Source organism: Pseudomonas mendocina (assembly GCA_037482215.1).
Taxonomy (GTDB): domain Bacteria; phylum Pseudomonadota; class Gammaproteobacteria; order Pseudomonadales; family Pseudomonadaceae; genus Aquipseudomonas; species Aquipseudomonas mendocina_E.
Map to the genome: position 1 here is coordinate 4,088,776 of CP148074.1, position 22,098 is coordinate 4,110,873.

The 22,098-nt window shown below is 57.3% G+C and carries 25 protein-coding genes; 17 read left to right on the forward strand and 8 right to left on the reverse strand.

Features of this window, described 5'->3' with window-relative positions; translation table 11 throughout:
- Nucleotides 1–6 precede the first annotated feature (6 nt).
- The 5 genes from WG219_18915 to pilG form a co-directional block, all read right to left on the reverse strand.
- Nucleotides 7–864 carry a CheR family methyltransferase gene (locus WG219_18915; protein ID WXL28045.1) on the reverse strand — a complete coding sequence of 286 codons (858 nt, stop codon included), beginning with the start codon at nt 862–864 and terminating at the stop codon, nt 7–9.
- Between the two features lie 65 nt (nt 865–929).
- Nucleotides 930–2,975 carry a methyl-accepting chemotaxis protein gene (locus WG219_18920; protein ID WXL25349.1) on the reverse strand — a complete coding sequence of 682 codons (2,046 nt, stop codon included), beginning with the start codon at nt 2,973–2,975 and terminating at the stop codon, nt 930–932.
- Nucleotides 2,976–3,054: 79 nt separating this feature from the next.
- Nucleotides 3,055–3,591: a chemotaxis protein CheW gene (locus tag WG219_18925; GenBank protein ID WXL25350.1), complete on the reverse strand. Its 537-nt coding sequence runs from the start codon at nt 3,589–3,591 to the stop codon at nt 3,055–3,057.
- A gap of 43 nt (nt 3,592–3,634) precedes the next feature.
- Nucleotides 3,635–4,000 carry a twitching motility response regulator PilH gene (gene pilH / locus WG219_18930; protein ID WXL25351.1) on the reverse strand — a complete coding sequence of 122 codons (366 nt, stop codon included), beginning with the start codon at nt 3,998–4,000 and terminating at the stop codon, nt 3,635–3,637.
- Between the two features lie 50 nt (nt 4,001–4,050).
- Nucleotides 4,051–4,458 carry a twitching motility response regulator PilG gene (gene pilG / locus WG219_18935; protein ID WXL25352.1) on the reverse strand — a complete coding sequence of 136 codons (408 nt, stop codon included), beginning with the start codon at nt 4,456–4,458 and terminating at the stop codon, nt 4,051–4,053.
- A gap of 238 nt (nt 4,459–4,696) precedes the next feature.
- On the opposite strand from pilG, the gene gshB reads away from it, so the two are divergent.
- From gshB to WG219_18970, 7 genes are all read left to right on the forward strand, one after another.
- Nucleotides 4,697–5,659, forward strand: a complete 963-nt coding sequence (gene gshB, locus WG219_18940; GenBank protein WXL25353.1) for a glutathione synthase — start codon at nt 4,697–4,699, stop codon at nt 5,657–5,659.
- A 56-nt stretch (nt 5,660–5,715) separates the two neighbouring features.
- Nucleotides 5,716–6,615 (forward strand): energy transducer TonB, encoded by a 900-nt coding sequence (locus WG219_18945; protein WXL25354.1) that lies wholly within the window; start codon nt 5,716–5,718, stop codon nt 6,613–6,615.
- A 71-nt stretch (nt 6,616–6,686) separates the two neighbouring features.
- The gene (locus WG219_18950; GenBank protein WXL25355.1) at nt 6,687–7,256 is read left to right on the forward strand and encodes a YqgE/AlgH family protein; all 570 of its coding nucleotides are present in this window, start codon (nt 6,687–6,689) and stop codon (nt 7,254–7,256) included.
- Nucleotides 7,256–7,696, forward strand: a complete 441-nt coding sequence (ruvX, locus tag WG219_18955; GenBank protein ID WXL25356.1) for a Holliday junction resolvase RuvX — start codon at nt 7,256–7,258, stop codon at nt 7,694–7,696. Before WG219_18950 ends, ruvX begins: the two co-directional genes overlap by 1 nt.
- 48 nt (nt 7,697–7,744) lie before the next feature.
- Nucleotides 7,745–8,251: a bifunctional pyr operon transcriptional regulator/uracil phosphoribosyltransferase PyrR gene (gene pyrR / locus WG219_18960; protein WXL25357.1), complete on the forward strand. Its 507-nt coding sequence runs from the start codon at nt 7,745–7,747 to the stop codon at nt 8,249–8,251.
- An 11-nt stretch (nt 8,252–8,262) separates the two neighbouring features.
- Nucleotides 8,263–9,273, forward strand: coding sequence for an aspartate carbamoyltransferase catalytic subunit (locus tag WG219_18965; protein WXL25358.1), 1,011 nt, complete (start codon nt 8,263–8,265; stop codon nt 9,271–9,273).
- A complete protein-coding gene (locus tag WG219_18970; GenBank protein WXL25359.1) occupies nt 9,273–10,544 on the forward strand; it encodes a dihydroorotase in 1,272 nt (423 codons plus the stop codon). Before WG219_18965 ends, WG219_18970 begins: the two co-directional genes overlap by 1 nt.
- A gap of 57 nt (nt 10,545–10,601) precedes the next feature.
- Here WG219_18970 and WG219_18975 read toward each other — a convergent pair whose 3' ends face one another.
- From WG219_18975 to WG219_18985, 3 genes are all read right to left on the reverse strand, one after another.
- Nucleotides 10,602–11,000 carry a TM2 domain-containing protein gene (locus WG219_18975; GenBank protein WXL25360.1) on the reverse strand — a complete coding sequence of 133 codons (399 nt, stop codon included), beginning with the start codon at nt 10,998–11,000 and terminating at the stop codon, nt 10,602–10,604.
- A gap of 84 nt (nt 11,001–11,084) precedes the next feature.
- Nucleotides 11,085–12,236, reverse strand: a complete 1,152-nt coding sequence (locus WG219_18980; GenBank protein WXL25361.1) for a PilT/PilU family type 4a pilus ATPase — start codon at nt 12,234–12,236, stop codon at nt 11,085–11,087.
- 103 nt (nt 12,237–12,339) lie between these two features.
- Nucleotides 12,340–13,374, reverse strand: coding sequence for a type IV pilus twitching motility protein PilT (locus WG219_18985; GenBank protein WXL25362.1), 1,035 nt, complete (start codon nt 13,372–13,374; stop codon nt 12,340–12,342).
- A 63-nt stretch (nt 13,375–13,437) separates the two neighbouring features.
- On the opposite strand from WG219_18985, the gene WG219_18990 reads away from it, so the two are divergent.
- The 10 genes from WG219_18990 to hemW all read left to right on the forward strand — a co-directional run bounded on the left by WG219_18990 (nt 13,438) and on the right by hemW (nt 22,088).
- Entirely contained in the window at nt 13,438–14,121 is a 684-nt protein-coding gene (locus WG219_18990; GenBank protein ID WXL25363.1) for a YggS family pyridoxal phosphate-dependent enzyme, read from the forward strand.
- A 31-nt stretch (nt 14,122–14,152) separates the two neighbouring features.
- On the forward strand, nt 14,153–14,971 hold the full coding sequence (proC, locus tag WG219_18995; protein ID WXL25364.1) for a pyrroline-5-carboxylate reductase: 819 nt from the start codon (nt 14,153–14,155) through the stop codon (nt 14,969–14,971).
- Between the two features lie 13 nt (nt 14,972–14,984).
- Entirely contained in the window at nt 14,985–15,575 is a 591-nt protein-coding gene (locus WG219_19000) for a YggT family protein (protein ID WXL25365.1), read from the forward strand.
- A complete protein-coding gene (locus WG219_19005) occupies nt 15,575–15,862 on the forward strand; it encodes a DUF167 domain-containing protein (protein WXL25366.1) in 288 nt (95 codons plus the stop codon). The genes WG219_19000 and WG219_19005 overlap by 1 nt, the downstream gene beginning before the upstream one ends.
- Before the next feature lie 179 nt (nt 15,863–16,041).
- Entirely contained in the window at nt 16,042–18,021 is a 1,980-nt protein-coding gene (locus WG219_19010) for a dynamin family protein (protein ID WXL25367.1), read from the forward strand.
- A gap of 99 nt (nt 18,022–18,120) precedes the next feature.
- A complete protein-coding gene (locus WG219_19015; GenBank protein ID WXL25368.1) occupies nt 18,121–19,260 on the forward strand; it encodes a homoserine O-acetyltransferase in 1,140 nt (379 codons plus the stop codon).
- A gap of 2 nt (nt 19,261–19,262) precedes the next feature.
- On the forward strand, nt 19,263–19,883 hold the full coding sequence (gene metW / locus WG219_19020) for a methionine biosynthesis protein MetW (protein ID WXL25369.1): 621 nt from the start codon (nt 19,263–19,265) through the stop codon (nt 19,881–19,883).
- 35 nt (nt 19,884–19,918) lie between these two features.
- Complete coding sequence (locus WG219_19025) at nt 19,919–20,338, forward strand: DUF4426 domain-containing protein (GenBank protein WXL25370.1); 420 nt, start codon at nt 19,919–19,921, stop codon at nt 20,336–20,338.
- Nucleotides 20,335–20,931, forward strand: a complete 597-nt coding sequence (gene rdgB, locus WG219_19030; GenBank protein WXL25371.1) for an RdgB/HAM1 family non-canonical purine NTP pyrophosphatase — start codon at nt 20,335–20,337, stop codon at nt 20,929–20,931. Before WG219_19025 ends, rdgB begins: the two co-directional genes overlap by 4 nt.
- Nucleotides 20,928–22,088 (forward strand): radical SAM family heme chaperone HemW, encoded by a 1,161-nt coding sequence (gene hemW / locus WG219_19035; protein WXL25372.1) that lies wholly within the window; start codon nt 20,928–20,930, stop codon nt 22,086–22,088. Before rdgB ends, hemW begins: the two co-directional genes overlap by 4 nt.
- The last annotated feature ends 10 nt before the right edge of the window (nt 22,089–22,098 follow it).

Sequence of the window (22,098 nt, forward strand, 5' to 3'; positions counted from 1 at the left end):
TCTGCCTTATCCCTGACGGGTAAACGCCAGCACTCGCTCGTCAGCAACCGGCACCAACTCCGGGTGTTGCCACCCGGCCACTTCCCCCACGCCCACAACCAGCAATCCGCCCGGCGCCAAGCGCTCGGCTAAGTGGTTGAGAATCTCGCGGCGGCGCCAGCGACGAAAATAGATCAGCAAGTTCTGACAAAAAATTACGTCCATACCGGACATGGGCGCTTTGTTAAGCTCCAGCACATTCAGGCGCGCACAACAGACACGGCTGGCCAGACTGGGTAAAACCTTAAAGCGACCATCTTCCTGGGCCTGGAAATAACGCTTACACAACTCAGCATCAACATGCTCGAATCGCCGGGCGCTGAATTGCGCATCCCGCGCCTTACTCAACGCGTTAAGGCTGATATCCGTTGCTGTGACGCCGAACTGCCCCTCGAATTCGCTCCCACGCAACACCTCTGCGGCACAGATGGCCAGTGAGTAGGGCTCCTCCCCACTGGCACAGCCCACACTCCACAAGGCCAGAGGCTGTTTCAGCCCTTGCTGCAAACGCTCGCGCAGGTATGTTTCAAGCACATCGAATGACGGCTGGTGGCGAAAGAATCGGGTCTCCTGGACAGTCAGACGATCCAGTAGTGTTGACCATTCCACAGCCCCACGCGGGCCATCAGTCACGCGCTGGTAGTAGGCGCTATAGCCCTCGACTCCCAACTCGCGCATGCGCGCTGTCAGGTTGGTCTGCAAAAATGAGCGGCGCTGTTCGTTGACCACAACACCGGTGCGCTCCTCGAGCAGCACCTGCCAGTCACGAAACTCCGCGACACTCATATCTGCCAGAGGCTGCAAGGCCCACACGCCTGACTGCATCTCCCGCCCCTCACTCACGGCCATTATTCCTGTGTGGCAGGCCCTTCAGCCCGCCACACTGCGCCTTACGCCTGATCCCCGTCTGGCAAGGTGAAGCCGGATACTGACTTACGCATTTCCGAGGCCATCTTCGCCAGGTTACCAATGCTGCGCGCAGTGGCGGTGGTACCCGACGAAGTCTGCGAGGTAATTTCCTGAATCACGTTCATCGTGTTGGAAATATGGCCTGCCGACGACGCCTGCTGGCGAGCAGCGTTGGAGATGTTTTGAATCAACGCCGCCAGCGACTTGGATACCTTCTCAATCTCTTCCAGCGCCACACCGGCGTCCTGCGCCAGGCGAGCACCACGCACCACCTCAGTGGTGGTCTGTTCCATGGAGATTACGGCTTCGTTGGTGTCGGTCTGAATCGTTTTAACCAGCGCCTCGATCTGCTTGGTTGCCGCCGAGGAACGTTCTGCAAGGCGTTGTACTTCGTCCGCTACCACGGCGAAGCCTCGGCCCGCGTCACCGGCCATGGATGCCTGGATCGCTGCGTTAAGTGCGAGGATGTTGGTCTGGTCAGCAATGTCGTTAATCAGACTAACGATGTCACCGATCTCCTGGGACGACTCACCGAGGCGTTTAATCCGCTTAGAGGTGTCCTGAATCTGTTCACGGATGTTATCCATGCCGGTAATGGTGTTGTGTACAACCTCATTACCCTTGTTGGCGATGGCTACGGAACGTTCCGCTACCGCAGAGGATTCCGCGGCGTTTGCCGATACCTGGTCAATAGACACCGCCATTTCGTTGATCGCGGCGGACGCACCGGCAATCTCCTGAGCTTGGTGCTCAGAAGCTTCCGCAAGGTGCATCGCTGTGGCCTGGGTTTCCTGGGCAGCACCGGCTACCTGAACGGCGGTCAGGTTAATGGTGGCTACCAGGTCACGCAGCTGGTCGATGGAGTAGTTGATGGAGTCAGCAATCGCACCAGTGAAGTCCTCGGTTACGGTTGCAGCTACTGTCAGGTCACCGTCCGCGAGGTCACCGATCTCATCGAGCAGTCGCAGAATCGCGGTCTGGTTTCGTTCGTTCTTCTCAGCGGTTTCGTCCAGACGGCGCTTGGTTTCAGCCATGATGATCCAGCCGATCAGGATAATCGAGGCCAGGGCGAGGAAGCCCAGCACATAACCGGCGATGGTGTTGATGGCACGACCCGCGGCCAAATTCTCGAAGCCTTGAGCCAAGGTCGACGCTTTGTCCAGCAGGGTTTGCGATACGGTGAAGATGATGTTGGCCGACTCACGCACCTGGAACAGCTCAGGTGAGGTTTCGAGAATTTCATCCACAGAACCGGAAACGAATTCGAACAGTTCGGAAATCTCGGCCAGGCGCTCACGGGCCTCGGCATCAGTCACCTTAGCAATTTCCATGGCGGTGTTGCCTTCGATCATCGCGCTGAGTACGCGACCGAACAGGCTGGCGTCACGGCCGAAGGTGTCAGCGGCTTGCACCGAGTCTTCATCACCGGCCAGTACCTTGTTGACCGAGCCGAGAATACGTTCTGCCAGCAGCGACTGACGCTGGGCTACTGCCACTTGAGCGGAAGGCGCGCCGCTATCAAGCAGAATATCGACCACTTCCTCGTACTCAACTTGCAGCTGCGGAATGGTCTCGGCCAGTGTAGCGGCGACCTGGTGCAGAGAGAGTACAGTCTGTTCGTTGGCCAGAATGGCGTCGGTGTTCTGCCGCAGCACATCCCAATCCTGCTGCACGGCGTCCATCTCGCCCTTCAGCGAAGCCGGGGCTGCTGGCACACCGCTTTCGTTGTCACCGTCAGTCAGCGCTCCCCAACGAACCATGAAATCGTTACGCGCCTCACGCAACAGCTTGAACGCCTCAGGCTTACCAGCTGCTGCTTCGGTGGAGTTTTTAGCGATACGCTGTGACAGCACGCGCAGCTCACCCGCGTGACCGATGTACTCGGTATCGTAGTTGGACTGCGTGTTGAGGTAAGCAAAGTTGGCGAACAGCAGGACGATTGAAACGATCAGGACAAGGAACAGTCCCGCAATCAGTCGGCCGCTGCGCGTGTCAGCAAACAAATTACCCAGTTTAATTTTTTTCATGTCATGGCCCCCGCCTGGACCCTCACTTCGATTTCCATCTAACGCCAAAAGGCCAGCAAGCCGGCCCGCGAATATTCTTCTAATAGGCTACGTCGAGAAACTCCGGGTTCTGTGCCAGCGTATGAGGGCTGAACACCAACCAAGGTTGCTCGCGTTGAAATACACCATGGATAAAAGGAGCAATTGACGCCTCCAGTGGCGGAAGCTGCTCCGAAAATGCATCCACAAGAAAGTGCTGCATACCGAATACCTCATCGACTGTCAGGCCGGCAAAAACCTCCTGATGATCGACTACCAGTACACGGCGTTTTTTACGCAGAGGCGAAAGCTCACCCCCGAAAAAACCACACAGATCCATAACCGGCAACAGACGCCCCCGCACGTTGGCGACGCCTTTAACCCAGCTTTTCACACCAGGCAACAAGGTGTAACGCGGCTCGTGCAATACCTCGCCAACCTCCCCCATGGGCGCGACGAAGTAGCGGTCCCCCATACGAAAGCCGATGCCACTCCATGTCTGTACAACTTCCTGTTGCGAAGGCAGGCCTGCGGCCAGGGAACGACAGAGACTGTCAATGCCCTGCAAAATCTGAAAAGGTGTTTGCGCGTCCGACATGCCGACTGAAGCCCTATGCAGTGAATTACGGACAGAATCCGGATTAACCGGCCAGGACCGCGCCCAGCGTTTTGATCAGGGTGGCTTCGTCAACCGGCTTGGTCAGATAGTCCTTAGCCCCTTGACGCTTACCCCAGACCTTGTCGGTCTCCTGGTCCTTAGTCGTCACGATAATCACTGGGATATGGCTGGTCTCAGCATCTTTAGTCAGCTGACGAGTGGCCTGAAAGCCATTGAGCCCCGGCATCACGATATCCATCAGCACGGCATCGGGCTTCTCCTGACGAGCCAGCGCAACACCGTCGGCACCATTTTCTGCCTTAAGGACTTGATGACCGTGTTTTTCCAACATGGCGGTCAGCTTGTACATTTCGGTCGGAGAGTCATCAACTACAAGAATTCGAGCCATAGTGTGTCCTAATACTTTTATGGAACGCTCTGCTGCTATTCAGCCCAGCGTCAGGAAGCGTGCTCAACAGGCGTAAAACCAGGCACATGGGCCTTGATCGCGCCAAGCAGCTCTTCTTTGCTGAATGGTTTGGTCAGGTACTGATCAGAGCCGACAATGCGCCCTTTAGCCTTATCGAACAGGCCATCTTTGGAGGACAGCATGATCACCGGCGTACCTTTGAAAGAACTGTTGTTCTTAATGAGCGCACACGTCTGATAGCCATCAAGACGCGGCATCATGATGTCGACAAAAATGATATTAGGATGGGTATCTGCAATTTTTGCCAAAGCATCAAAGCCATCGACTGCGGTCACAACATCGCAGCCGACCTTTTTCAGCAGGGTCTCGGCAGTCCGACGAATCGTTTTCGAATCGTCAATCACCATCACCCTCAACCCTTCGGAATGCTGTTCCATGTTTGCCCTACCATCGCCTCGGTGAATCTTTATTTTCAGTTATATCAGCGCAACTGCGGCCCTGTCACCGATGGGCTGTACCCCAATCGTCCGGCCTTTGTAGCACACTCTCCAGATGCAATCTATATAGCGGATTTAGGCAGTTTTCCCCTTGACCACCTGCCCCACCAACGCCACCCTGACACACCTTTCTGTCACACCCAGCTTAAGCTGCAACCATTACACGGAGAATATCGCCATGAGCGTCCGCCTCGGCATTGTCATGGATCCAATCAGCCAGATCACCTTCAAAAAGGACAGTTCTCTGGCCATGCTCTTAGCAGCTCAAGCCCGCGGCTGGTCCCTTTTCTACATGGAACAGAAAGACCTCTTCCAGTTTAAGGGAGAAGCCCGTGCTAAAGCCTCCCCACTGCGCGTATTCAATGACCCAGATCATTGGTTTGAACTCGAAGAGGAGCAAAATATTGCGTTAAGCGAGCTGGACGTGATCCTGATGCGCAAAGATCCGCCCTTCGATAACGAGTTTATCTACTCCACCTACCTGCTGGAGCAAGCCGAGCAAGCAGGTGTTCTCGTAGTAAACCGCCCACAGAGCCTGCGCGACTGCAACGAAAAGTACTTTGCGACTCAGTTCAGCCAGTACACGCCAACCACCATTGTCAGCCGCCGGTCCGACATTCTGAGAGACTTTGCACGCGAACAACGTGACATCATTCTCAAACCACTAGATGGAATGGGTGGATCTTTGATCTTCCGCCACCGCGAAGGTGATCCAAATCTCTCCGTTATTCTGGAGACTTTAACCAACCACGGTCAGCAGCAGATCATGGCACAGGCCTACCTGCCTGCTATCAAAGACGGTGACAAACGCATCCTGATGATAGACGGCGAACCAGTGCCTTACTGCCTGGCACGCATCCCAGCTGCGGGTGAAACCCGTGGCAACCTGGCAGCTGGTGGCCGCGGCGAGGCACGCCCGCTGACCGAAAGGGATAAGGAAATTGCCGCTGCCGTGGGCCCAACCCTGCGCGAGAAAGGCCTAATTTTCGTAGGCTTGGACGTGATTGGGGATCACCTGACCGAAATTAACGTCACCAGCCCAACCTGCATCCGCGAGATAGACGCCGCCTTCGACACCCGTATTGGTGAGCGCCTGATGGACAAGATTGCGGAAAAACTGGCTGAACGCAGCGCTGCGTAGACATTTGCTCGCGCCGTCGGCAGACTGCGCGACAACTTCGACAAACGCCACAAGCGATGAAATCAAAAGCCCGACAATCTGAAGTTGCCAAGCCTGGTATCCAGCCGGCAGATCGCCTGGGCTTTACCTTGTTCATTGCGGCTGTGCTGCATGTTGTGCTGATCCTCGGGCTCGGCTTCACCCTGTCCGACCCGAGTCAGATCAGCAAAACCCTGGAAGTCACCCTTTCCACCTTCAAAAGCGAAGAAAAGCCTAAAGACGCTGACTTCCTTGCCCAAGACAACCAGCAAGGTAGCGGCACGCTGGACCACAAGGCCGCTCCCAAGACCACCGAACAAGCCCTGTTCCAAGATACTCAGGTTAAAAAGGTCACCCCACCGGCGACCCCAGAGCCCCCTCCGGCCGTAAAGCCACAAGCCCCCAAGGCCGCCGTAGCGACAAAATCACCTCAACCACAGAAAACGCCGGTTAAGCGGGAAGAAACCAAGCCAACACCTACAGCTCGCCCAGCCCCGGTATTTGACAGCGCCCAGCTGTCCTCTGAAATTGCCAGCCTGGAAGCTGAGCTGGCCATGGAAGTGCAGCAATACGCCAAACGCCCAAAAATTCACCGGCTTAATGCAGCCTCAACCATGCGCGACAAAGGCGCCTGGTACAAAGACGAATGGCGTAAGAAAGTCGAACGGGTCGGCAACCTCAATTACCCGGACGAGGCTCGCCGCAAGCAAATCTACGGCAGCCTGCGCTTACTGGTTTCGATCAACCGCGACGGCACGCTGTACGAAGTTCAAGTACTGGAGTCATCCGGGCAACCGTTGTTGGATCAAGCTGCGCTACGCATCGTCCGACTGGCGGCCCCATTTGCACCGTTCGCTGGCGATCTGGCTGACATTGATCGGCTGGAAATCATCCGCACCTGGCGTTTTGAGCGCGGCGACCGCCTGCAAAGCAACTGATATCGCTGCTGCGTGCTACAACTGGGCAGTCAGCGCTTGAAGCCGCATGCCGGAAGCCTGAAACTAGCGCCATGAAAGACGCCAACCCAAGCTACCTGAAAAATCACTTTCTGATCGCCATGCCGCACATGGCCGATCCGAATTTCGCACAAACAGTCACTTACCTGGTCGACCATAACGAGCACGGCGCCATGGGCCTCGTACTCAATAAGCCGAACGGCCTAAACCTGGCCGACGTGCTCGAACAACTGCGCCCAGACGAAGCCATTCCGGCACTGTGCCACAGCCTGCCTATTTATGGCGGTGGGCCCGTGCAGACGGATCGTGGTTTCGTCCTGCATCCGCAAGGGCCGGTCTACCAGTCCACCATGGAACTGGGCGAGCTCAGCCTATCGACCTCTCAGGACATCCTGTTTGCCATCGCCGCAGGCACCGGCCCGGACAAATACCTGATCACCCTGGGCTATGCCGGGTGGGACGCAGGCCAACTTGAGGCAGAGCTGGCTGACAATACCTGGCTGACCTGCCCAGCCGAGCCCTCAATCATCTTCGACATTCCTTACGATCAGCGTCTGAATGCCTCTGCTGCGCAGCTGGGTATCAACCTCAGTCTGCTGACCTCGCAAGCTGGGCACGCCTGATGAGTACGGAACAGGTTAAACCCGTTCGCCTGCTGCTGGGCTTTGACTACGGCACAAAACAGATCGGCGTTGCCGTCGGCCAAGTCATCACCGGGCAAGCCCGTGAACTGTGCATTCTCAAAGCACAGAACGGCGTACCCGACTGGCAGAAGGTCGAAGCATTGATCAAAGAATGGCAGCCGGACGCCATTGTCGTTGGCCTGCCGCTGAACATGGATGGCAGCCGTAGCGAAATGAGCGAGCGTGCAGAAAAGTTCGCCCGCCGCCTCAATGGCCGCTACAACCTGCCCGTACACACCCACGACGAACGTCTGACCACCTTCGAAGCCAAAGGCCAGCGTCTGCGCCAAGGCCAGAACAGTGGCTACCGCGAGCGCCCAGTCGACGCCTTAGCGGCGGCATTATTACTCCAGGGCTGGCTTGAACATCATTACGGCTAACAGCGGCCTTGCCGACAGCCGAAGCGCACAGAAAATCAGGAGAACTGCATGAGCTTACCGAACCCGGCCGAACTGCTTCCGCAAATGGCCGCAGCCTTGACCAGCCACCTGAACAAACGCGCCATCCGTGAGCCGCACTTTATCGGCATCCGCACCGGCGGTGTATGGGTCGCCCAAGCGTTGTTAAGTGAGCTAGGTACTCAAGCACCACTTGGCACACTGGACGTGTCGTTCTACCGCGACGATTTCACGCAGAACGGCCTGCATCCACAGGTCAAACCTTCCGACCTGCCGTTCGAAATCGAAGGCCAGCATCTGGTCCTGATTGATGACGTACTGATGAGCGGGCGCACGATCCGCGCGGCTCTGAACGAGCTGTTCGACTACGGTCGACCTGCCAGTGTAACCCTGGTCACCCTGCTCGACCTGGATGCGCGTGAGCTGCCGGTGCGACCCGATGTAGTCGGTGCAACCCTGTCACTTGATGCCAATCAACGGGTAAAATTGTCTGGCCCAACGCCGCTGACCCTCGAGCTGCAAACGCTCGCCAACTGAGACTCCCCGCGATGACGCCACTCGCCGACAAGCGCCCGCTGCAACTGAATGACCTCGGTCAGCTCCGCCACTTTCTGTCCCTCGACGGCCTGCCCAAGGAGTTGCTGACAGAAATTCTGGATACTGCCGACTCGTTTCTCGAAGTCGGTGCCCGAGCTGTAAAGAAAGTCCCGCTGCTGCGCGGCAAGACCGTGTGCAACGTGTTCTTCGAGAACTCCACCCGTACCCGTACCACGTTTGAACTGGCTGCTCAGCGCCTGTCCGCTGACGTGATCAGCTTGAACGTGTCGACCAGCTCCACCAGCAAAGGTGAAACCCTGTTCGACACCCTGCGCAACCTCGAAGCCATGGCGGCCGACATCTTTGTCGTGCGCCATGCAGACTCAGGCGCCGCACACTTTATCGCCGAGCACGTCTGCCCGAACCTGGCCATCATCAATGGCGGTGACGGCCGTCACGCTCACCCGACCCAGGGCATGCTGGACATGCTCACCATCCGCCGCCACAAGGGCGGTTTCGAGAACCTCTCGGTGGCCATCGTTGGCGACATCCTGCACTCACGGGTTGCCCGCTCCAACATGCTGGCACTGAAGACCCTCGGCTGCCCTGATATCCGCGTGATCGCCCCGAAAACCCTGCTGCCTGTTGGCATTGAGCAATATGGCGTGACCGTCTACAGCGACATGGCTGCCGGACTCAAGGACGTGGACGTGGTGATCATGCTGCGCTTGCAACGCGAGCGCATGGCCGGCGGTCTGCTGCCCAGCGAAGGCGAGTTCTACCGCCTGTTCGGCCTGACCGAAGAACGCCTCAAGCTGGCCAAGCCGGATGCGCTGGTCATGCACCCGGGCCCGATCAACCGTGGCGTAGAGATCGAGTCCGCCGTGGCTGACGGACCGCAATCGGTGATCCTCAATCAGGTCACCTACGGTATTGCCATCCGTATGGCCGTGCTGTCCATGGCCATGAGCGGTCAGGCAGCACAGCGACAACTTAACCTGGACTCCGAGGAGCAAAACTGATGCGTACCCGTATCCTCGGCGCTCGTGTCATTGACCCGAGCAGCGGCTTCGACCAGCAGGCCGATCTTTACATTGCCAACGGCAAAATTCTCAGTGTGGGCCAAGCACCTGAGGGTTTCGAAGCCGAACAAACCATCGATGCTACCGGTTTGGTTGCAGCCCCCGGCCTCGTTGACCTCAACGTTTCGCTGCGTGAGCCCGGCTACAGCCGTAAAGGCACCATAAGCACTGAAACCCTTGCGGCGGCCGCTGGTGGTGTGACCAGCCTGTGCTGTCCTCCGATCACCCGCCCGGTGCTCGACACCTCGGCAGTGGCTGAGCTGATCCTCGACCGCGCGCGTGAAGCCGGTCACGCGAAGGTGCTGCCGATGGGCGCCCTGAGCAAAGGCCTGGAAGGTGAGCAGTTGGCAGAGCTGGTTGCGCTACGTGACGCGGGCTGTGTGGCATTCACTAACGGCCTCAACAATTTCCGCAATAACCGTAACCTTCGCCGTGCGTTGGAATATGCAGCCACCTTTGACCTGACTGTGGTGTTCCAGTCTCAGGACTATGATCTGGCCGAAGGCGGTCTGGCCCACGAAGGTGCAACCGCCAGCTTCCTTGGCTTGCCAGGCATTCCGGAAGCCGCAGAAACCGTTGCTTTAGCCCGCGACCTGCTGCTGGTGGAGCAAGCCGGTGTGCGCGCCCACTTCAGCCACCTGACCAGCGCACGTGGCGTTCAACTGATTGCTGAGGCTCAGGCCCGTGGCCTGCCTGTCACGGCTGATGTAGCCATGTATCAGTTGATTCTGACGGACGAAGCCCTGCTTAACTTCTCCAGCCTGTATCACGTGCAGCCGCCGCTGCGTACGCAAGCTGACCGCGAAGCCCTGCGCGCCGCGGTTAAAAGCGGTGTGATCAGCGCTATTGCCAGCCACCATCAGCCTCATGAGCGCGATGCCAAGTTGGCGCCATTCGGCCAGACCGAGCCAGGCATAAGCAGCGTACAAGCCTTGCTGCCTCTGGCCCTGACGCTAGTACAAGACGGCCTGCTGGACCTGCCTACCCTGCTGGCCCGCCTTAGCAGCGGTCCAGCTGACGCCCTGCGCCTGCCGCTGGGACGCATCAGCAACGGTGCTCCAGCTGACCTGCTGCTGTTCGATCCGCAGGCTTCAACGCTGGTGGGTGAAACCTGGTACTCGAAGGGCTCTAACTGCCCATTCATAGGCCACTGCCTGCCAGGCGCTGTGCGCTACACCTTGGTGGACGGTCGCATCAGCTATCAGGCTTGATCGACCCAATAACGAAGAAGCCCGCCATTTGGCGGGCTTCTTCGTTTAGCGCGGGTTTCAGCGCTGGCTGTTGTTTTTCTCTGAAATCTGGCTGTTAAGGGTCCAGAAGTCATACAGCACACCAATAAACAGCAAGCCGCCTGTGCACAGATAGATCAAACCAGTGATCCACTTACCCATGTACATGCGGTGCACGCCGAATACACCCAGGAAGGTCAGGAGTATCCAGGCGACGTTGTAATCGGTTTCCCCGGCGGTAAAGCGATTATCAGCATCGCGGTCCATGGCCGGGATCAGGAACAAGTCAATAATCCAGCCGATGAAGAACAGCCCTAAGGTAAAGAACCAGATGGTGCCAGTTATTGGTTTACCGTAGTAAAAACGGTGTGAACCCAAGAAACCGAAAATCCATAGCAGGTAACCGATTACCTTACTGTGCGTGTCCTGTCGCGCCATGTGTCTTTCTCCGTCTAATACAAAATAATTACTACAGCACCTGAAGATTAGTCGAAGAACGATCTTTATCGGCAATAAAAATCGTTAGCGAAAACGTCTGCCCGTAGAATCCTCGGCCTCCAGCGATAAGCCTTGAGTGAGGTTGGTCATGGAGTTTTGGTTATCGCTGACGGTTTCCGCACCGAGCTTGATCATTAGGCGCAGATCGTTGGCCGAGTCAGCATGCAGCAATGCATCTTCGTAAGTGATCTCACCCTGGGTGTAGAGCTTGTACAGGTCCTGATCGAACGTTTGCATACCGTGCTCGGTGGAGCGCTTCATCAGCGACTTCAGCTCGTGGACCTCGCCTTTACGAATCAGGTCTGCCACCAGTGGGGTGTTAATCAGCACCTCGATCACAGCACGGCGTCCTTTGCCATCAGGCGTTGGAACCAACTGCTGGGCAACAATGGCTTTAAGGTTGAGGGACAAATCCATCCACACCTGGCCTTGGCGGTCAGCTGGGAAGAAGTTGATGATCCGATCCAGCGCCTGGTTGGCGTTGTTGGCGTGCAACGTGGCAAGACACAGGTGGCCGGTTTCTGCAAAAGCAATGGCATGATCCATTGTCTCGCGGGTACGCACCTCACCGATCAGAATCACATCTGGCGCCTGACGCAGGGTGTTCTTCAGTGCGACATCGAAAGACTCAGTGTCAATGCCCACCTCACGCTGCGTCACAATGCAGCTCTGGTGCTGGTGGATAAACTCAATCGGGTCTTCGATGCTGATGATGTGACCACTGCTGTTGCGGTTGCGATAGCCAATCATCGCGGCAAGGGATGTGGATTTACCGGTGCCGGTTGCCCCCACAAAGAGCACCAGACCACGTTTGGTCATGGCCAGGGTCTGGAGGATCTCAGGGAGTTTCAGCTCCTCCATGGTCGGAATTCTGGTTTCGATCCGCCGCAGTACCATCCCCGCGAGGTTGCGCTGATAGAAAGCACTAACGCGGAAGCGGCCAATACCACGGGCGCTGATCGCGAAGTTACACTCGTGGTGCTCAGCAAAATCGCGGCGCTGCTGCTCGTTCATCACTGAGAACACGGTTTCCCGGGTTTGCTCAGGCGACATCGGTGTTTTAGTAATGGGGATCAGCTTGCCATTGACCTTCATCGACGGTGGTACACCGGCCGTGATGAATAGGTCGGATGCACTTTTTTCCACCATCAGGCGCAGCAGTTTTTCGAATTCCATTGTGGCTCCCCTACCAACACCGCACATAAGCGCTAAACACGGTGGCGTGTGCGGTACGCCACCAGACAAACCGGCACCTTAACAATGCCGGGAAACACTATTTTTAGAAATTTTCTGGCGTTTTAGCTTTTTCACGAGCCGCATCACGGGATACGACGCCCTTAGCCACCAAGCCCTTGAGACAGGAATCCAGGGTCTGCATGCCCAGTGAGCCACCTGTCTGGATAGCCGAATACATCTGCGCCACCTTGTCCTCACGGATCAAGTTACGGATGGCAGGTGTACCAATCATGATCTCGTGAGCAGCCACCCGGCCACCGCCGATCTTCTTCAGCAGGGTCTGCGAAATCACCGCCTGCAACGATTCAGACAGCATGGAACGAACCATGGATTTTTCTTCAGCGGGGAACACGTCAACCACACGGTCGATGGTCTTGGCCGCCGAGGTGGTGTGCAGGGTGCCGAACACAAGGTGACCGGTTTCCGCCGCTGTCAGTGCCAAACGGATGGTTTCCAAGTCACGCATCTCACCCACGAGGATGATGTCCGGGTCTTCCCGCAGCGCCGAACGCAGCGCTTCACTAAAGCCCAAAGTGTCACGGTGAACTTCACGCTGGTTGACCAGGCACTTCTTCGATTCGTGAACGAATTCGATTGGATCTTCCACCGTCAAAATGTGGTGGTATTTGTTGTTATTGATGTAGTCGAGCATCGCCGCCAGGGTGGTCGATTTACCCGAACCGGTTGGCCCAGTCACCAACACCAATCCACGCGGAACATCGGCAATCGTGCGGAAAATCTCGCCCATTCCCAGGTCATCCATGCTCAAAACCTTGGATGGAATCGTACGGAATACCGCACCAGCACCACGATTTTGGTTGAATGCGTTAACCCGGAAGCGCGCTACGCCCGGCACTTCGAAAGAAAAGTCAGTCTCCAGGAACTCTTCGTAATCCTTACGCTGTTTATCGTTCATGATGTCGTAAATCAGCGCGTGTACCTGCTTGTGATCCATGGCAGGCAAATTGATGCGACGGACATCGCCGTCAACGCGGATCATCGGTGGCAGGCCAGCGGAAAGATGCAGGTCCGATGCACCTTGCTTGGCGCTAAAGGCCAGCAACTCAGTGATATCCATGGGACTCCCTAATGGCAAACAAGCAGGTAGAATGCCGCGAAACCCAAGCGGCGGGCGCAAATAATGTCCACGATAGCAGAGAATATTGCAAAGGTCGGCAAGCGGATTGACGCAGCAATGCAGGCCGCAAACCGTGAAAGTTCGGCCGTTGGCCTGCTTGCTGTAAGCAAAACCAAACCGGCTGAAGCTATCCGCGAGGCCTTTAGCGCGGGCCTTCGCGACTTTGGCGAAAATTACTTGCAGGAAGCATTAGATAAACAAGCACAGCTTCAGGATTTATCCCTGACTTGGCATTTTATTGGCCCGATTCAGTCCAATAAAACCCGGCCCATTGCCGAGCACTTTGACTGGGTGCACTCGGTTGATCGCCTGAAGATTGCCGAACGCCTCTCGGCACAACGCCCTGCCGGGCTAGAGCCACTGAACATCTGCCTGCAAGTGAACGTCAGCGGAGAAGACAGTAAATCTGGCTGCTCACCCGAAGAAGTCAGCGGCTTGGCACATGCGGTTACACAACTGCCCAACCTTCGGCTGCGTGGCCTGATGGCTATTCCAGAGCCGACAGATGATCCTGTCCAACAACGTGCAGCCTTTGCCAAACTGCGCACGCTGCAAGAAAGCCTGAACCTGCCGTTGGACACTTTGTCCATGGGCATGAGCCATGATTTAGAAGCCGCCATAGCCGAAGGTGCAACGTGGGTGCGTATCGGCACCGCCTTGTTTGGCGCACGGGACTACAGTAGCTGATTGCCTTCAGCGTTTTAAAAGGAACAGATTTATGACCACTCCTCGCATTGCCTTTGTCGGCGCCGGCAACATGGCTGCCAGCCTCATTGGTGGCCTACGCGCTCAGGGCATTGAAGCCAGCGCGATCCGCGCCAGCGACCGCGGCGCCGAACAACGCAGCAAGATTACTGCGGAACACGGGATAGCCACTTTCGAGTCCAACGCTGAAGCGATTAAGGGTGCAGACGTAGTTGTGCTCTCGGTTAAGCCACAGGTCATGAAAGACGTCTGCCTAGATCTGGCACCCCATGTCACCCCACAGCAACTGATCGTGTCCATCGCGGCGGGCATCAGCTGTGCCAGCCTGCAAAGCTGGTTGGGGCCGCGCGCTATCGTACGCTGCATGCCCAACACCCCAGCCCTGCTGCGCGAAGGCGCCAGCGGTTTGTTCGCCAACGCCCAGGTCAGCGACGAACAGCGCACCCAGGCTCAGGAGCTGCTCGGTGCCGTTGGTATCAGTGTCTGGCTGGATACTGAAGAGCAAATAGATGCAGTGACCGCAGTGTCGGGCTCGGGCCCGGCTTACTTCTTCTTGCTAATTGAGGCGATGACCGCAGCCGGTGAGAAACTGGGCCTGTCACGTGAGACCGCAGCCCAACTGACACTGCAAACAGCACTAGGCGCCGCCCGCATGGCTGTTTCAAGCGATGTGGATGCCAGCGAGCTGCGCCGCCGCGTAACCTCTCCGGCAGGTACTACCGAAGCGGCCATCAAAACCTTCCAGGCCGACGGCTTTGAAGCGCTGGTAGAAAAAGCCTTGAATGCAGCCGCTGACCGCTCCGCCGAATTGGCCGAACAACTGGGTAAATAAGGAATCCTGCTTCATGAACGGATTAGACACCGCCGCCATTTATGTCTTGCAAACCATCGGCAGTCTGTACCTGTTGATCGTTTTGCTGCGTTTCATCCTGCAACTGGTTCGGGCTGACTTCTACAACCCGGTCAGCCAGTTCATTGTTCGCGCCACCCACCCGCTGCTGCGTCCGCTGCGCAAGATCATTCCCAGCCTTGCGGGCTTGGATTTGGCTTCGTTGATTCTCGCAATCATCGTGCAGATGGTGCTGATGGGCCTGACGTTGATGCTGTCCGGCTACGGCCTCGGCAACCCGCTGCAACTGCTGGTGTGGTCGATCATTGGCGTGACCGCACTGTTCCTTAAGGTGTTCTTCTTTGCCTTGATCATCAGCGTGATTCTGTCCTGGGTAGCCCAGGGCACACATAACCCAACCGCCATGCTGATCAATCAGATCTGTGAACCGCTGCTGGCACCGATCCGTCGCCTCCTGCCAAACCTGGGTGGCCTGGACCTGTCACCGATCGTGGCGTTCCTGATCCTTAACCTGATCGACATGCTGGTCATCCGCAACCTGGCGATCTCGACTGGCATGCTTCAAGGTTTGAGCCTGGCGATCTGATGAGTTTTTACCGCTGGGACGGGGATGACCTTATCCTCGACTGCCACCTGCAACCCAAGGCAAGCCGTGATGAGTTTGCCGGGTTGCATGGTGACCGCCTGAAGATCCGCCTCACCGCGCCGCCAGTCGACGGCAAGGCCAATGCCCATCTACTGGCGTTTCTTGGCGACGTGTTCGGCGTCAGCAAAAGCCAGGTCAACCTGGAAAGTGGCCTGCAAAGCCGGCAGAAGCGCGTGCGAATCAAGAAACCGAAAAACCTGCCCTCTGGTCTTTCGTTGAGTAAATAACGGCCAACGTGCGCCGCGACTGGCCTAAAACCATTTTGCCACTACACTCTGGACAAACTCGTTTCAATTAGGGAATCTCTCGCCCCATTATAAAAGTTCGAAAAAGCCGGGCGGCAACGCACCCAAAACTGACAGTCCGATAAGTCAGGGGCGCCTAAACGTTATACCAAGGGGGTCACATGAGCCTGGAGCGTCTCAGCCAACAGGTTGACAGCTATGTCACCTGGAAGCGCGACCTGATGCGTGAAATCACCCGTTATCGCAGCTGGCTGGCCAACAACCGACTCAGTTCTGAAGCCCTTGAAGACAAACTTGAGCGCGCGCTCAAGCTGATCCGCAGCGATCACATCACCCTGGCCTTTGTCGGCGAGTATTCCCGCGGCAAAAGCGAGTTGATCAACAGCCTGTTCTTCGCCTCCTACGGCCAGCGCATTTTGCCGTCCAATATCGGCCGCACCACTATGTGCCCGACCGAGCTGTTTTTCGACTCCCACGCCGACAGCTCCTACATCCGGCTGCTGCCGATTGAAACCCGCGCCAACGACACCAGCATCGCCCAGTACAAAAAAGTGCCCCGGCATTGGGTCAGCATCTCACTCGACCCTAATGACCCTGACGGCATGGTTCAAGCGCTAAGCCAATTGGCTCGCAGCAAGGCTATGCCTCTGGAGCAGGCCCTGGCGCTGGGGTTTCAGCGGGAGATGCTGGAAAGCACGAATAAAAATGGCGAGGTTCAGGTACCGGCTTGGCGCCACGCCCTGATCAACATCGATCACCCACTGCTACGCCAGGGCTTACGTATTCTCGACACCCCCGGCCTGAATGCTCTGGGCAGCGAGCCTGAGCTGACCCTGTCGATGCTCCCCAGCGCGCAGGCGGTGATCTTTATCCTTGCTGCCGATACCGGCGTCACCGCCAGCGACATGGCCGTGTGGCAACAGCACATCCGCCAGTTGGATGACATCACCCAAGCCAACCTGTTTGCCGTGCTGAACAAGATCGACGTGCTCTGGGACGACCTGTCCGGCGAAGCATTTGTGCAGAACGCCATCTATAAGATGCAGCACAACACCGCCAAACAGCTGGGCATCCGCTTTGAGGATGTCATCCCGCTGTCGGCCAAGCAGGGCATGCTGGCGAAAATTCGCAATGACCAGACGTTGCTTGAGCGCAGTCAGCTGCCGGAGCTGGAAAACCTGCTGTCCAAACGCATCATTGCGCGTAAAGAGCAATTACTCGAACAGCGTGTGGTTAATCAGGTCATTACCCTGCTGCAAGGCAGCCAGCATGCGCTGGGCTTACGCTTGCAGAAGGTCAATGAACAACTGGCCTTGCTCAGCAACAGCCAGCAAGACAGCGGCCAGTTACTCTCTGACCTGACCGCGCAAACCAAAGAAGACCACACCCTTCACCACAAACGCCTGCTCAGCCTGAAAACTGACCAGCGCCTGCTCAAGCGTCAGGGTGACATTCTCCGCCACGCCACCCGCAGCGAACGCCTCAACCAACACATGGTTGAGCTGCGTAGATCGCTCGCCAGCAGCTGGACCACTCTTGGTATCAACAAGGCTATTCGCACCTTCTTCAGCAACTTGGAAGGTGATATGAACAACCTGGCCCGTGAAGCCGCGATGGCCAACCGCATCGTCACGGCCATTTACCGCCGTTACAACGATATAAGCCCGGTAAACAATGTGGATGCCCCACACTTCAATGCCCAGCGCTACCTGCGCGAGTTGGAGCACCTGCGCGATAAGTCGGACCGTTTTCGGTTGCAGCTAAAAACCCTGCTTACTGAACAGCACAGACTGAGCAAGCTGTTCTTCGCCACCTTGGTTAAAGAAGTTGTCGCCATGTACCAGCGACTCAACCAAGACGCGGCGCAATGGATAGAAGATGCCCTGATGCCCTTGTTGCAGCACAACCTTGAGCACAAACAGCTGCTGGAAAATCATATGGCGCGGCTCAAGGGCGTGGCTCAAGAAACCCTCAGCACACGCGAACGCTGCCAGCGCCTGGTGCAATACAGCAGCGAGCTTGAGCAGCAACTGGCACTGGCAGGCGACATCCTGCGGGCCTTACGCCGCCCGGCGCCCATCCAACGCCAAGGCAAAGTGGTCAGCCTGCCTGGCGGCCTGCGCAGCCAAGCTGGCGAATAAACGGCCCGTCCGGGCGCCACGCCTGTGCTTGCCGGGGGCTGCCGCGCTCTTTAGACTGCGGCCTTCTTCTATTCAACCTTACTGAATGCGAGCAGGTCGATGCCGACTGCCTTTCCACACGATTCTGTTGGCCTGGTTACTCCACAGGTTGTGCACTTTGCTGAGCCGCTTGCGCTAGCCTGCGGACGCAGCCTGGCCGACTATCAACTGATGATTGAAACCTACGGCGAGCTGAATGCTGCGCGCACAAACGCCGTACTGATTTGCCACGCCCTGTCGGGACACCACCATGCTGCCGGTTACCACAGTGTGGATGACCGCAAGCCGGGGTGGTGGGACAGCTGTATTGGCCCGGGCAAAGCCATTGATACCAACAAATTCTTTGTTGTTAGCCTGAACAACTTGGGTGGCTGCAACGGCTCAACCGGTCCCGCCAGTATCAACCCTGCCACTGGCAAACCGTTTGGCGCCGAGTTCCCGGTCATGACCGTGGAAGACTGGGTGCACAGCCAGGCTCGTCTGGCCGACCATCTAGGTATTGAGCAATGGGCTGCCGTGGTGGGCGGCAGTTTGGGTGGCATGCAAGCCCTGCAATGGACCATCAGCTACCCAGAACGTGTGCGCCATTGCTTGGCGATTGCTTCTGCGCCCAAGCTGTCAGCACAAAACATAGCCTTTAACGAAGTGGCCCGTCAGGCCATTCTCACCGACCCGGACTTCAACGAAGGCCGCTTCCAGGAAAAGGGCGTTATCCCTAAGCGCGGATTGATGCTGGCACGCATGGTCGGCCACATCACCTATCTGTCTGATGACGCCATGGGTGAGAAATTTGGCCGCGAGCTGAAGACCGACAAACTGAACTACGACTTCTACAGCGTCGAGTTTCAGGTCGAAAGCTACCTGCGTTATCAGGGTGAAGAATTCTCTACCCGTTTTGATGCCAACACCTATGTGCTGATGACCAAAGCTCTGGACTACTTCGACCCGGCCGCAGCCCATGACGGCGATCTGGCGAAAACCCTGGCGAACGTGAAAGCCGACTTCTGCATCATGTCCTTCACCACTGACTGGCGCTTCTCTCCGGCTCGTTCACGGGAGATCGTCGATGCGCTGACCGCAGCACGTAAGAACGTCAGCTATCTGGAGATCGACGCACCGCAGGGCCACGATGCCTTCCTGATGCCGATCCCCCGCTACCTGCAGGCGTTCAACAGTTATATGCAACGGATTAAGGTGTAGCCATGCGCGCGGATCTGGAAATCATTCAAGAATGGATACCCGCTGGCAGCCGCGTCCTCGACCTGGGCTGCGGCAACGGCGAGTTGCTGTCCTGGCTCAGTGAGCACAAGCAGGTCAGCGGCTACGGTCTGGAAATCGACCCGGACAAAATCGCCCAATGCGTGGCCAAAGGCGTGAACGTCATCGAGCAGAACCTCGACAATGGCCTGGGCAACTTCGCCAGCAACACCTTTGACGTGGTGGTGATGACTCAGTCCCTGCAAGCTCTGCACTACCCGGACAAAGTGCTGGCGGAAATGCTGCGTGTGGGCAAAACCTGCATCATCACCTTCCCCAACTTCGGGCACTGGCGTTGCCGCTGGTACCTGACGACAAAGGGTCGCATGCCGGTTTCGGACTTCCTGCCGTATACCTGGTTCAACACCCCGAACATCCACTTCTGTACGTTCGAGGACTTCGAGAACCTGTGTCACGATCAGGATGCAAAAATCCTGGATCGTCTGGCCGTAGACCGCGACCACAAAAACAACTGGGCCAGCCGCCTGTGGCCTAACCTGCTCGGGGAAATCGGCATTTACCGGATCAGCGGCCCGACCGCCCGGGATGTGAAGATTGCCAACTGAACAGCCGGTCCCAACAGCCTGCTAGGAGGATGCTTATGAAACGCTTTGCCGTAATGCTGTTAGCCCTGTGCCTGAGCCTGCCAGTGCTGGCCGAACGTAAAAAGAGCTTCGACGATCTGGACGTGCACTACAGCGCGTTCAACTCAAGCTTCCTGCAACCTGAGGTCGCAGCCGCCAAGAACTTGGTGCGCAGCAAGAATCAGGGCGTGGTCAACATCGCCGTGCTCAAGGCCGGTAAAGCCAGTACAGCCAATGTGAATGGTGTGGCCAAGGACTTGGTCGGCCGCGAGCAAGTGCTGACGTTCCGTCAGGTTACTGAAGGTGATGCCATTTACTATCTGGCCCAGTTCACCATCACCCAACAGGAAATGCTGCGTTTCACCATTAACGTCAGCGCAGGCGGTAGCGAATCGCACCGCCTGGAATTCAATCAGGAAGTGTTCCCCGAGCAATGATGCCCTTTAACGAACTGGTGCTGGCCAGCCACAACGCCGGCAAACTCAAAGAGCTGCAAGCCATGCTGGGTGACAGCGTGCGCGTGCGCTCGGTGGCGGAGTTCTCCCTAGAGGAGCCGGAAGAAACCGGTCTGTCCTTTATCGAAAACGCCATTCTCAAAGCCCGCAATGCCTCGCGCCTATCGGGCCTGCCAGCACTGGCCGATGATTCGGGCCTGGCGGTGGACTTCCTCGGCGGCGCGCCAGGTATCTACTCCGCCCGCTATGCCGATGGCAAAGGTGATGCCGCCAACAACGCCAAGCTGCTGGACGTACTCAAGGACGTACCCGATGCCGAGCGCGGTGCGCAGTTCGTCTGCTGCCTGGCCTTGGTACGACATGCCGACGATCCATTGCCGATCATCTGCGAAGGTCTCTGGCACGGTCGCATCCTGCATGCAGCACAAGGCGAGCATGGCTTCGGCTACGACCCGCTGTTCTGGGTGCCGGAGCGCAACTGTTCCAGCGCTGAACTGCCCGCGTCGGAGAAAAACCAGCTCAGCCACCGCGCCCGCGCCATGGCCCTGCTCAAGCAACGCCTGGGGCTGGCATGAGTACACGCAGCAGCTCACTGTTCGAGCTGCCGCCGCTCGCGCTGTATATCCACATCCCCTGGTGCGTAAAGAAGTGCCCGTACTGCGACTTCAACTCCCACGCAGCCGGGCCTAACCTGCCCGAGCAGGAATACGTTGACGCCCTGTTGGCCGACCTGGATTCCGATCTGCATCTGGCCCAACAACGCCCGTTACGCTCGATATTCTTTGGCGGCGGTACACCCAGCTTGTTCTCTGCCAACGCGCTGGACCGCCTGTTACAAGGCGTGCAGAAGCGCCTGAACATTGCCGATGACATCGAGATCACCCTGGAGGCTAATCCAGGCACATTCGAACAGGCCAAGTTCCGTGACTACCGCAGCCTGGGGATCAATCGTCTGTCCATCGGTGTACAGAGTTTTCAGGCAGAAAAGCTCAAGGCGCTGGGTCGTATTCATGACGGTAACGAAGCCGTGCGCGCTGCTGATATGGCCCGTGCGGCAGGCTTCGATAACTTCAACCTGGACCTGATGCATGGCCTGCCCGACCAGTCCATTGAAGACGCTCTCAGCGATTTGCGCACCGCTATCGCGCAGAGCCCGACGCATCTGTCCTGGTATCAACTGACCGTCGAACCCAACACGGTGTTTTGGAACCAGCCACCCGAAGTGCCGGAAGACGACATCCTCTGGGATATCCAAGAGGCCGGACAGGCCCTGCTGGCTGCCGAAGGCTACCGCCAGTACGAAGTCTCCGCCTACGCCCAGCCGGACAAGGCTGCACGGCACAACCTGAATTACTGGACCTTTGGTGACTTCCTCGGCATTGGCGCCGGTGCCCACGGCAAGCTCAGCTGTGCAGATGGGCGCATCATCCGTAACTGGAAAACCCGGCTACCGAAGGATTATCTCGATCTGAGCAAGTCATTCACCGCGGGTGAACGTGAGCTGAGCACAGACGAGCTGCCGTTTGAGTTTTTGATGAACGCCCTGCGCCTGAGCGACGGTGTTGACAGTGCGCTGTTCAGCCAGCGCACCGGCCTGCCCCTGAGTTTACTGGCGCAAGGCCGACGGGACGCCGAGCAGCGCGGCTTGCTGCACAAAGACCCTGCCCGTTTGCAGGCTACCCGTGAGGGGCAACTGTTCCTCAACGACCTGCTCCAATACTTTCTACCCTGAGCCCTTTGAC